Here is an 11861-nt window from a genome sequence, read left to right on the forward strand (position 1 = left end):
GCTCTGTTTCAAACTACGGGCCTGCCCGCGGCCGATCCCAGCTTTTTCAACACAATCGGGCGTTAGCCGCCATTGGCCGTTAAACGCTGGTATGCCGGCCAGCGTCAGAGTGTCCGCCAGCACACGGTTTTGACGGATAGCCGGACAATCTCGGCGGGTAACGGGTTTGCGGACACGTTCTGTTCGCTCCTAGCGTACGCAAAACTCACTTTCGTGTCGTGACCCCTAGAATGCCAAACAAAGCCCTCAGCGGGGTTGTATAGGGCAGGGCAAGGTTGGATGCGACAGCGATCATCACACCCTCTTCGCCGAACCGGCGCAGCGTACCTAGGGTGTCAGAATAGGGCGCGATCGTCTCTAATTCTCGTTGAGCATCGTCGGCTCGGCGTTTAGGTACGGCAGCCCAACCGGCGTCATAGTCTGCGAAGTCGATCGGCTGGATCATCGGTGAGGGCAGGGGCCATGCCTAGTTCCGTGCTTGTCGGATCAGCCGCTCGAACGGATGCCGCTTGCAGCCGGTATGCACCAGCGTCCCGAACGCATCGAATGCGATTGCGCGGGTAATCGGAGGGGGAGCGTAGAAGAGATCGGTAGCAGGGAGCAGCCGGGCGTACGGTGCGTCGCTGACGCTGCGCGCATTATAGCATCGGCACAATGCTGGAAACGGTCAGCCGTCCAGGGCGCTCCGGTGAAGATGTCGGCGCGGGCCTCGGGGATATCATGTCTCTCTACGTGCCTGATGCAGATGCGGCAATCATGAGGCGCCGCTATAACCTGTCCGGCGTCGTGACGTTTGTCACTTGGTCTACACGGATGGGCCGCGCAGTCACGTTGCTGCTCCTTGCAAGCGCAGTCAGCTTACGCGTGCGGGACAGCCCCGATAATCGAGCTCCAGAAGCCGCATGATCCTGTAGGGAGCATTCGCGCCGACAACGTCGGCGCGTCCAGGGTTTTCCGCGTGTTATTCGTTTGTAAGTACCGGCTGGTTGCTCATGGTGGCTTGACCCGGTCCTTAGACAAAGCGCGTCTGATAGTTACCCATATTAATAGAACCGGTTAGTGGTTCTGAACCATTTTGAGCTTCACGCTCCGAACGATCGATCGCTTCACCCAGCTTAGCAAGAATTTTGCCCAGCTGGCCATCGACGGTAATCTGCGCGAGCTCCCGACAGGACAACGTGTCCAGCATTGCAGCGGTTTGCACCGCATGATCAGCGTGATGCTGGACAACGTCATCCGGCAACGGCGCAGGACGCATCCAGCGGGGGAGATAGGATCGGACGCTGCCAGGCAGCAGAGGCCGATAGGCATTGGATGTCTGAACGTATCGCGGCCCCGGTCCCTCGGTCTTCACGCGATTGAAACGCCGCTGACGCACCAGAAAGCCGATCGCTTCGAGGATCACGAGCGCGCGGCCAACGGTTGCACGACCAAGCCCCGTCGCCTCGGCAAGATAATCGTAGGAAGGATATACACGGCCGCGGTTCAACCGCGCGAGCGTGAGAATTTCCTCAAAGACCCGGACGGCGCTGCCGGTCAGCTTCGCGATACCTCGCTCAACGGCCGTGAGCGTTCGCTCCCCCGATCGCGCATCACGGCGCAAACGTCTTGCAGCATCGAGGGTCTTACGCGCGACATGCAGCAAACGGTCGGTTTCACCCTTTGCCGGCACTGTCCAGAACGCCTCCTCGAAGCTGCCCGCCTCCAAGCTGTCGCGCAGCACAGGCGCGCCCGTCCGGTGCGGCGCACCCGATCGCCCCCCGGATCGCCCTGCCAAACGCTCATGCGTCAGCCGGCCAAACGCCTTAAGCGCGGCGTCGCCTATCGTTATAGTCCCCATCGTCCGTTCCCTTTTTAGGGTGGCGGAAACAGGCAAAAGTCAGCCGTGGCACGAAACGCGCATCCTTGAATTCAATCTGAAAAGCCCGTATTTAGGGATCGTTGTTGAGGCGATCGTTTGTGCTTGCCGGCACGAACCTAGTATGTGCTTTCGGGATGCCCGGCCTTTGTGCCGGGTTTCCTTTTATCCGCTCACAGCCATTCCTTCGTCATCGATGCCAGGGGCAAGATAGGGCAGGGTGCCGATCTGAGCGATGTGTGCATCCTGCACCAGCGTAGGCGCTGCGCACGATGCGACTCAGAAACGTCGGCACTTGTCCTCCCTTGCCAATGATCTTTACGACCACGTCCTCGCTCATCGGATCCGCAAGAAACCGGATTCGACGAACGATGACCGCCGTTAGGCCACCCTTGCGGTTTATGGGGACAGGGCAAAGCGCCAAGGTTCGTGCTTTTACACGGAAAACCCGGGAAATGTTCGTGCTATTACACGGAAAACTCTTGCCGGGTCCGGTAGCTTAGCCGGGCAGGCCGACGGGTATCGAGTTTGCGTTCGTGCTATTACACGGAAAACCTCGTGCTAGCATGCAAACGGATTACGCGTCCGTGTCGTCGTCTAGGATTTCGAGTTCTCTTTTGGGTCGAAAGCCGATGGTCGTGTGCAACCGTGGCCGACCACCACGTCCCGACGGAATTTTTGTTTCAGCCACATCGAGAGTATATTCGGGTAGACTATCCTGTTCGGACACGTCGCGAAGCTGCTTCTTGAAATATTCGAGGCCACGTCGGTCCGAAGCGCAGCCTACGCGCGCCGCAAGCTCGCCAATATCAAGTGTGAATCCGTCGTCCTTGCAGTTGAACTTGGCAAGTTCGTAGAGACGCCGCTCGATGGGACCAAGCTTGAAGAAGTCATGATGGTATGCAGCGATCCTCTGATCCGTCAGGATCGCACGATACAGCCAATCGCACACCATGACTTCGACCCATTTTACCCTGCGCTCGCCCGTCGATGTCTTGATGTACTTGATGTCAGCCTTGAGCAGCCAGGAAAAGGAGCTGTCCGACCCTTCGCCGCCGGTTTCGATATTGGTGATAATCTGCGTCCCTTGCAGCCTATTCAGTGAGGCCTTGAGCGACGTATAGGACCGTGCCGACGCGTTCGTACCGGTGACGCGGAAGAGATCATTGGCGGTAAACGTCATGATCCGGTCGGCTTTTTCGCCTTTTTCGGCCCGCTCCGCCATCAGACTGGCGATATAGAGCAGGATTTCCTTGTCATAGATCGTTGCGACGCCGGTCTTGCTCGGATTGATCTCGATCCGGGCTTCGCCCGATTCAAAGACCATCGGCGTCATATGGGCCTTTTTCGACAGGGCGAAGAACGGAAATTCAGCCACGGTCCGCTCGCCCTGCACATCGCCGTACAGCGGGCTATGCACCGAAAACAGATCGCCCTGAAAAACCGAAACGTCGCTCATGATCCCAAACTCGCCTTTATCAGCGATCAACCTGTGTCGGTGTCTCACGCTTGTCCAACGGAAAGGGGGTTTTCCGTGTGATAGCACGAACATTGGCTGGGTTGGATCGTGGCACTAGACATATGGACAGCCCGCCTCCGGGAAAACGCTCCGATTTCAGGAATATGGTACCGCGACTGGTTTCGCCGTTCGTGATTTTACGAGGAAAACGCCGAGCAACGGCAAGGACCATACGGTGTGAAGATACGGCTTCGTGCTATCACGCGGAAAACCCGAAACCCGCCCTATCACGCGACCGTTTTGCGAGCAGGCGACAAGCGTCTTTAAAATGTCTGCCACGGTTCAATTCGCGATAATTGATCCCTCGGCCAATGTACCGGCATATCGGACCCTAGAAGTCCACCTGTAGACACATCGACCCGCGGAGCTTCGATATCTATGGTTATCGGATCCTTAGAGGAACCGCTGACCTGCATGATCCTTGAAGAGATCCGCATTCCGTACATAGTCAGCAAGAACCTGCACCGATTTATGTCGGCTAACTTCCTGAAGTTTGAAGATCGTCGCGCCTTGCGATGCACCCTCGGTAAGAAATCCCGCGCGTAGGGAATGCCCCGCAAATTGTTTCGGATCATAGCCCGCAGCGGCAGCATGATGCTGGACCAGGCGAGCAATCGCACGATCCGACATGGCGGCAGGGGTAAGCGCATCGAGCCGCGACAGGCGTCGAAAAAGCGGTCCTTCAATATGGCCGGCCGCAGCCATCCAGGCGAGAAGGAGCGCCTTCGGTCGAATACGCGAGCCTTCAGGAATGGCGATAACGATGCCTTGCCGGGTCTGATCAGTCTTCGAATGGGCGATAGTCAGTCTAAGCCCCTCGGGTACGACCCCGACATTTTCGACCTGAAGCGCGACGATTTCGGACCGCCGCAACGCTGCGGCCATCCCGATCGCCAGGATCGCGCGATCGCGCAGGGCCCGCAGACCTTCACCGTCGATCGCGGCCAGCATGTTGCGAAGCGCAGCCGCATCTGCGGGACGTTTCTGTCGTTTGGCACCGCCGTGTTCCGCGCGAATGCCGGCGAGTACTTCAGCCAGACGACCCGCGGTCGGCATCGCAGTCGGTGCCGGATACCCGCCAGCGCGATGATGATGTCCGATGGCTGCCACCCGCCGGTTGATCGTCGACGGATTGAGCCCGGCGGTCGCTTGGTCGCTGGCAAAGACCGCAACGATGTCCGGTGTGGCCGGGAGCGATGGCAGACCATGCCGCGTGCACCAGGCGGTGAAGATCGTCCAATCGGAATCGTAAGCGCGTCGCGTTGCACCGGCGCGGGCCGCTTTCGCATACGCGGCCGCGCGCTCGATCTTTTCATGCAGGATCGTGGGCAACATCGGTTCATCCGAGACCACGGTAACGAACGGTGTTTGCGACGATTTGATGTCCGGATCGCACGGCATCGGTCCAGGAGTGCGGGAAGCGACCATACAAGAGCGTGTGCCACGCTCGATTTCGCCACGCTACCCTCCTGTCCGAGAATGATACTTATCGGACATAGGGGTCGTTTGGAAATGCTATAACTTTGGCCGCCCTGAAGAATGTAGACATGAAATCCAAATCGGCGACGCGACAGCGTTTCAAGTGAAAATTACTCAGGCGTGTACTGTTAGCTGCTTCATAAGAGACGGACAGCACGGTTATTTCCCACCCAAGCGCTTACCGCCGTGACCGCCCAAGCGCTGCTGCTTGCTCACTTGCGACTGCAAATGGTGATGTCGCGTTGGCGCGCGGGTCGTAATACCGATCGATCCGGTTGCGGATACGCGCTTGCACCCGGTTCTGAATGCGCCCGTCGATCCGCCCCATCGGCTCGATGCCAGTGTCAGCTTGCACCTGTTCACGGCTCTGACGTAGCCCAACCTGTCCAGCCCCCGATCGCGCGGTTTCTCCCTGGCGACTTTGAGAGGGAACAGGGGGGGCAACCAGGACTTCGTCGCGATCCTGTGCTACTACAGGGACAGCCCATCCAAACAGGGCGAGCAACAATATTTTTCGCATCCTCACGCCTATAGGCTGACTTGCGCCGTTCGCCTAGCCACGGATGGCTGCAGCCAGCCGGCAATGGAAAGACAGAGAATTTTAAGCGGACGCTACATGGTCAAGAAACCAGCGATAGGTTTCACGTACCCCATCGGCTAGAGAAACTGACGGCTTCCAGCCCATCGCTTCGATTCGGCTTGAATCCATTAACTTACGTATTGTGCCGTCGGGTTTAGTCGTGTCGAACACGATCTCACCACTAAATTTGGTCACCCGCGCCACCAATTTCGCCAACTCGGCGATGGTCACGTCCTTTCCGTAGCCGACGTTGATGTGGCTAAGCATAGGCATGGTATTAGCCTGGTAGCCCTCGAGCGGCAGGTCAAGGACAAACAATGATGCTTCAGCCATATCGTCAACGTGTAAAAACTCGCGGCGCGGCGTGCCCGTGCCCCAGATCGTCACTTGCTTTGCTCCCACCTCGACCGCCTCGTGAAAACGCCGGATCAGCGCCGGCATCACATGACTATTTTCAGGGTGAAAATTATCGCCAGGGCCATAGAGATTGGTCGGCATAACGCTGCGATAGTCGGTGCCGTGCTGACGATTGTAGCTTTCGCACAGCTTGATACCGGCGATCTTTGCAATCGCATAGGGCTCGTTTGTAGGCTCGAGATTTCCTGTCAACAATGCATCCTCGCGCATCGGTTGCGCGACCACGCGCGGGTAGATGCATGATGAGCCAAGAAACAGTAGCCGGCGAACCCCACTCGCGAACGCCTGATGGATGATATTGCATTCGATCATCAGGTTTTCGTAAATAAAGTCAGCGGGATAGATGCTATTAGCATGGATTCCTCCCACTTTTGCCGCGGCCAGCACAACACCATCTATCGGCTCAGCGCTAAAAAATTCGCGCACCGCCCATTGGTCAGTTAAATTGAGCTCGGAGCGGGTGCGCGTTACCACCTGGGCGCCACGTTCCGCCAGCTTGCGCGCAATCGCACTGCCAACCATGCCGCGGTGCCCGGCCACAAAGATTCGCTTACCCGCCAAGCCGTAGCGCTTACCAATCATGTCAGACACCCTTAGCGATTGGAGCGTCGCGCATCAAAACAAGATCAGCCTCCACCATCTCGCGTGCCAAATCGCGCGGGCTAGTCTCGTGTGTCCAACCCAGTTTTACCTTAGCCTTGGTCGGATCGCCGATTAACAACTCCACTTCGGTTGGACGAAAATAGCGCGGATCCACCTCAACCAAGCAGCGTCCGGTATCGCGGCAATAGCCCTTCTCGTTCTCACCTTCGCCTTCCCAGCGCAGCATGATGTTCACATCCTCGAACGCCCATTCAACAAAAGTGCGTACCCGCGTCGTTTCGCCAGTCGCCAGCACATAATCGTCCGGGGTGTCCTGCTGCATCATCATCCACATGCCACGGACATATTCGCGGGCGTGACCCCAGTCTCGCTGCGCATCGAGGTTGCCAAGCCACAATTTGTCCTGCCGCCCAAGTTTGATTGCAGCGGCGGCGCGGGTAATCTTACGGGTGACAAACGTCTCACCTCGCAACGGGCTTTCGTGGTTGAATAGGATACCGTTCGACGCATGCATTCCATAGGCTTCGCGGTAATTTACTACGATCCAATACCCGTAGAGCTTTGCTACGCCATAGGGGGACCGCGGGTAGAAGGGGGTGGTTTCTTTCTGTGGCACTTCCTGCACCAACCCATAAAGCTCCGAGGTAGATGCCTGATAAAAGCGCACCGTCTTTTCCAGACCCAGAATTCGAATTGCTTCGAGCAAACGCAACGTTCCAATCGCATCGGCGTTAGCGGTATATTCCGGGGTTTCAAAGCTCACCTGCACATGGCTTTGCGCCGCAAGATTGTAAATCTCAGTCGGCTGTACTTGCTGTACCAAGCGAATCAGGTTGGTCGAATCGGTCAGGTCGCCATAGTGCAGATGAAAGCGCGCATTCTGTTCGTGTGGATCCTGATATATGTTCTCGATGCGGCCTGTGTTGAAAGATGAAGACCGACGCTTGACACCGTGAACCTCATATCCCTTAGACAGCAGTAGTTCGGCTAGGTACGCACCGTCCTGTCCGGTGATACCGGTGATAAGCGCAACGTTCTTCGTCATAATGGCCCTTCAAGGTTCTGGCGCAGACAGGACGTTTCCGATCAGGTCTGCCATCTCGCCGCGTCGGTTAGCGTAAAATCATACGAATTCGCGAGCATTTTATATGCTGATAGAGTCAGACCTAGTTAGTTCGACTCAGGACCAGGCATTTCCGGCTCTCGATTATCACCTGCTGCTACGGGTCGCGTTCAGGCTCTAAAAAATATCCGTCATCCGCCGATCGGACGCAATCGAACGCGATCGATTTGACCGATTGTGCCCGTCATCTGGTCGGTTGCGCGTGCCATCAGGATTAGATGCTGGACTGCACAATCGGCCGGGACGCGGAAACGGCCTGAAAAGCGGCCATTATCTCGCGTTGATGCGGGTACCACCACACGGCCAAGTTCTCGGCCCTCTCCGCAATGCAGAACCCAGTAAGGCAGTGTCGCATCAGGCTGATCGATCCCAATGCTGTGTCCCTCGAGTATATAACTTCCAGGTGGAAGCCACTGCATCTGTTCGAGCAGCGGCCCGCTCAAGCTCGAAGGAACCGAGAAATCGAATATACCACCCCGCTCACCTCGTTGAATCGTTGCTACGATCCCACTGTCGCTGACCAGGTTCCAATCGAAGGCGGACGGTGTGGCACGATTGGCGACAAATTGTGAATCGCGCGACTGCCGACGATCAACGCCGGGGGTCACAGAAGAATAGTAACGCCAAGCATCGTCGACATGCCCTTCCGTTAGCAGCCGCGTGACCAATGCGGCGGTCGCGCCTTCCGACTGGACGATCTGGCGCTTCTGCAACGCTTCGAACAAGCGGGCAGTGGCACGGGCATCGGGACCGTTACCAGATACATAGGCAATGAACTGATCACCCCATGCCGGCCGCGCTGCTAACGTACGAACGAGCGCCGCACGGATGTTACCGTCTGTAATCGCGTTGATCAGTACTGGAAACAATAGATCTGGCGCAATTCGTGACGTTCGTAGTGCGATATCATAGTTGCGTAATGTGCCTGGGATATCGCCGCGCGCGACCGCGTCTTCAATCGCCCATATTCGCGTGCGCAGGTCACGCCGTGACAGCATTTCTGAATAGGTGAATATTTTCCGTGCGGTCGCGGTATCTCCGCGAATCTCCGCATCAATGACGAGCGTCGCAACTGCAGGTACTGCAGTGGGATCCTGTTGCAGCGCCTGTCTAGCCAAATCATCAGCACGACGACGTTCAGCAACGCTCGCCTCAGGACCGGATAGCTTTGCAGATAGGAGTGCCGTAATCCGTCCATCCCAGGGCGCCAGCAAATGAGCATGCTCAACCGCAGCAATACGCATCATATATGCAAGGGAATGTGAGACTGAGACGGTGCCTAGAACGGCAGCCGCAATGGCCAGCATAATGCGTGCACGCCATTCAGCGGCGGAACGCTGCACGCGCGCGCCACGACGAGACATCAGGCCTTGGCCTTAGACTTATCGCGGCCATAGCCATAGCCATATTCGTAACCGTATCCGTAATGCGCTTTGCTTGCCTCAAACTTTGTCACCACACTTCCAAAGATGTGGGCGTTCGCCGCGGCTAGCCGGGCGAGCGCTGCCTTGACCAGCGTTGAACGAATTCCATGCGATTCCACGGCATAGACCACGCCCTCAACTCGACTTGCGATGAGCGGCGCATCGGCCAAGCCCATGACTGGTGGGCTATCAATCACAACATGGTCAAACTGTTCGTACAGCCTCTCGATAAGCTGTGACAAACGATTGCCCGTCAACAGCTCAGCAGCATTAGGCGGAATCGGCCCTGCTGACATGGCAGTGAAACCCAGATCGGTTATTTGGAAGGTCAGCGACGCGATTTCATCCTGACCGGTAAGGAAGTTACTGAGGCCGCGGTCGTTATCGACTCTGCCCAAGTGATGCACCGACGGCGAGCGCATGTCACCATCGACTAGAATTACCCGTTTGCCGCTACGCGCTAGCATGGTGGCAAGCGCTAATGCGGTTGTCGATTTGCCCTCAGCCGGGCGGGTTGAGGTAACCGAGAACGATCGCGGCACACCATGTTCAGTTGTGAAGGCAAGATTAGTCTGCACCGCCAGATAAGCATCAACCAAATCTGACTTGCGATCAAGTAACGCTTCGCGCGGAGTGACGCCATCGACCTTGGGCACCGAACCCAACAGCGGTAGGCCGAGGCGGCGCTCAACCTCTGCCGGATCAGCTATCGCCTCGTCCATCTGCTCAAGTGCAAAAGCAAGCGCAGCGCCAAGCCCCAGCCCGACAAGCAACGCGATTACAATGTTAACAAGCAGGCGCGGGCTCGACGGCTTCTGCGGCACATCGGCTTGGTCTACGACTGACACATTGTTTACACCAACGCCGCCAGCTATGCCGATTTCCTTGAAGCGCTGGAGCAGCCCATCGTATAATGCTCGGTTTGTATCCACTTCCTGCTGAAAGATATTGTACTGGATCGAACGGCGTCGCAGATCGAGATAGTTGTTCTTTAATTGTTCGACCCGCGCCTGGAGCGCCCTCTCACGCTCGACAGAGCCACGATAATCGGTTTCGAGCGAACCCGACACGCGCCGCTCCTCGTTGCCGATACTTCGGTCGAGCTGGTCAATTTGCGACTTGAGCGCGCGGGCAGCGGGATATCCCGGTTCAAACTGGATCAATAGCTTTTGATAATCGGCTGCATATTCGGCGCGGCGCTGTCGCAGCGAATTTATTGCCTGATTGCGCAGTGCTTCCGACGAGGCGCCCGCACGACCACCTTCTCTGTAGCGTGACTCCGTGGCAATTCGCTCGGCGGTCGCTTGGGACAGAGCGGTGTTGAGCGAGGCGAGGTCATCGGCAACGATCGAACGCTCCGAGGTTGTTCCATCGGCATTCGACTGAGCGGGCAGATTGATGATCCGCTGCTGAGATGCGTAGCCTACTAACTGACGCTGGCTCTCATCGAGCCGCTCCTTCTGTTGAGCTAGCTGCCGCTGAAGCAAGTTCCGGCCATATGACGTCGCCTGGACTTTGCGCTCGAGGTTCGTCTGGATGAACGCATCAGACCACGTATTGGCGACCTTAGCCGAAAGCTCTGAATTGGGGCTGGTGAAACGGATATCGACGAGGCGTGACAAGCGGGTTGGGGCTATATTTAGGTTCTTCAGCAACGTTTCACCCGCAACGCGCTGGCGAATAGCCCTCCCTGACGCCGGATACCGACCGTTGATCTGCTGAAATGCCGGCTCCTTGCGCGAAACACCGAAGCGTTCGTAGAATGAGGGATCATCGACCAGACGCAACTGCGTAGCGACCCGCTCAGACAAAGAGCGCGATTGCAGGAGCCCATATTGCGTCTGATAAAATTCCTGATCAGCAACGCTCGTCTCGCGCTCTACCCCTTGAAAATTGGTAACCTGATTGGCTTCGCGGGAAATCTCTATGGTTGCGGTCGCTGTGAATTTGGGGGTCATCAATAACGTGATGATCAATCCCGCGACGACACAACCAACCGTGACGCCTAGGATGACGTACCGCCAGCGCATGGCAATTCGAATATACTGCCGGATCATAGAAACGTCGTTAGCCGTTGTCGCGGCGAGCGCATCACTGCGATAAGGAGTCGAAAAAGTTGGGGTCATGGACGGCCGACCTTATTGCACGATTGCGATTAGCGGAGCCGCCAAGATTGGAGACAGAGAAACGATATCGCGGAACAGGCGACGCTGCGGAGAATCACCAACAACAATCACGTCGTTTGCGAACACCGCCGGATCGTCATAGGCACCCTGTCGGATGGCCGCTACATTGTAGAGGCCAGCCATGCGCCGGTTACCGACGGTACGCAGGATGACGACATCTTCTTGGCGGGCGAACTCCGCCAACCCCTTGGCCGATGCGATCACCCGCATCAAGGTCATCTCGTTTGTGACCGGGTACAGCCCCGGTTCGATAACCTGCCCATCGATTGTAACGACCTGGCTGACTGAACTCTTGATGTTAACGGTTACGCCAGGGCTGCGAACATATTTTGCACGTAGCGCCGTTTCTATCACCGTCGCCAGTTCCTCAGCGGTCTTACCTCGAGCATCAATAGTGCCTGCCAGCGGCATGGCAATACGCCCACTGGCATCCACCTGCATCTCGCGACTAAGTTCGGGCACATTAAAGACGTCGACCTGGATGGTGTCGAGCGGTCCAATCAGCGCAGGCCGGTCTGCCGCGGTCAGGTCGCCCCGGCCCGGCGGGGGCAGCATGTTGCCTCCCTCGACAACCGTCAATCGTTCTGTGGAGGACAACGGGCGACTGCTCGCGCAACCAGATAGAGCCGCCGCTATTGCAAGGGCGATATAATGCTTACGCATGCGGTTTCG

The 11861-nt window shown here is 57.1% G+C and carries 9 protein-coding genes; all 9 read right to left on the reverse strand.

Annotation, left to right across the window (positions count from 1 at the left end; all coding sequences use genetic code 11):
* Positions 1–205 precede the first annotated feature (205 nt).
* Positions 206–445, reverse strand: coding sequence for a hypothetical protein (locus IFS44_RS19010; protein ID WP_192099643.1), 240 nt, complete (start codon positions 443–445; stop codon positions 206–208).
* A gap of 567 nt (positions 446–1012) precedes the next feature.
* Positions 1013–1840, reverse strand: a complete 828-nt coding sequence (locus IFS44_RS19015) for a helix-turn-helix domain-containing protein (RefSeq protein ID WP_192099644.1) — start codon at positions 1838–1840, stop codon at positions 1013–1015.
* A 595-nt stretch (positions 1841–2435) separates the two neighbouring features.
* Positions 2436–3317, reverse strand: a complete 882-nt coding sequence (locus tag IFS44_RS19020) for a replication initiator protein A (RefSeq protein WP_192099645.1) — start codon at positions 3315–3317, stop codon at positions 2436–2438.
* A gap of 453 nt (positions 3318–3770) precedes the next feature.
* Positions 3771–4778, reverse strand: coding sequence for a site-specific integrase (locus IFS44_RS19025; RefSeq protein WP_192099683.1), 1008 nt, complete (start codon positions 4776–4778; stop codon positions 3771–3773).
* A 679-nt stretch (positions 4779–5457) separates the two neighbouring features.
* Complete coding sequence (gene fcl, locus IFS44_RS19030; RefSeq protein ID WP_274604250.1) at positions 5458–6435, reverse strand: GDP-L-fucose synthase; 978 nt, start codon at positions 6433–6435, stop codon at positions 5458–5460.
* A 1-nt stretch (position 6436) separates the two neighbouring features.
* Positions 6437–7501, reverse strand: coding sequence for a GDP-mannose 4,6-dehydratase (gene gmd / locus IFS44_RS19035; RefSeq protein WP_192099646.1), 1065 nt, complete (start codon positions 7499–7501; stop codon positions 6437–6439).
* 209 nt (positions 7502–7710) lie between these two features.
* On the reverse strand, positions 7711–8823 hold the full coding sequence (locus tag IFS44_RS19040; protein ID WP_206757869.1) for a hypothetical protein: 1113 nt from the start codon (positions 8821–8823) through the stop codon (positions 7711–7713).
* A gap of 119 nt (positions 8824–8942) precedes the next feature.
* Positions 8943–11129: a GumC family protein gene (locus tag IFS44_RS19045; RefSeq protein WP_192099648.1), complete on the reverse strand. Its 2187-nt coding sequence runs from the start codon at positions 11127–11129 to the stop codon at positions 8943–8945.
* Between the two features lie 12 nt (positions 11130–11141).
* Positions 11142–11852 carry a polysaccharide biosynthesis/export family protein gene (locus IFS44_RS19050; RefSeq protein ID WP_192099649.1) on the reverse strand — a complete coding sequence of 237 codons (711 nt, stop codon included), beginning with the start codon at positions 11850–11852 and terminating at the stop codon, positions 11142–11144.
* Positions 11853–11861: the final 9 nt, after the last annotated feature.

Origin of the sequence: Sphingomonas sp. CFBP 13706, assembly GCF_014842355.1 — a bacterium.
Taxonomy (GTDB): domain Bacteria; phylum Pseudomonadota; class Alphaproteobacteria; order Sphingomonadales; family Sphingomonadaceae; genus Sphingomonas; species Sphingomonas aerolata.

Excerpts from the sequence above, each read along its gene's own strand:
- IFS44_RS19010 (WP_192099643.1), bottom strand. The coding sequence starts at position 445 with ATGATCCAGCCGATCGACTTCGCAGACTATGACGCCGGTTGGGCTGCC.
- IFS44_RS19015 (WP_192099644.1), bottom strand. The coding sequence starts at position 1,840 with ATGGGGACTATAACGATAGGCGACGCCGCGCTTAAGGCGTTTGGCCGG.
- fcl (WP_274604250.1), bottom strand. The coding sequence starts at position 6,435 with ATGATTGGTAAGCGCTACGGCTTGGCGGGTAAGCGAATCTTTGTGGCC.
- IFS44_RS19025 (WP_192099683.1), bottom strand. The coding sequence starts at position 4,778 with ATGCCGTGCGATCCGGACATCAAATCGTCGCAAACACCGTTCGTTACC.
- IFS44_RS19045 (WP_192099648.1), bottom strand. The coding sequence starts at position 11,129 with ATGACCCCAACTTTTTCGACTCCTTATCGCAGTGATGCGCTCGCCGCG.
- IFS44_RS19040 (WP_206757869.1), bottom strand. The coding sequence starts at position 8,823 with ATGCGTATTGCTGCGGTTGAGCATGCTCATTTGCTGGCGCCCTGGGAT.
- gmd (WP_192099646.1), bottom strand. The coding sequence starts at position 7,501 with ATGACGAAGAACGTTGCGCTTATCACCGGTATCACCGGACAGGACGGT.
- IFS44_RS19020 (WP_192099645.1), bottom strand. The coding sequence starts at position 3,317 with ATGAGCGACGTTTCGGTTTTTCAGGGCGATCTGTTTTCGGTGCATAGC.
- IFS44_RS19050 (WP_192099649.1), bottom strand. The coding sequence starts at position 11,852 with ATGCGTAAGCATTATATCGCCCTTGCAATAGCGGCGGCTCTATCTGGT.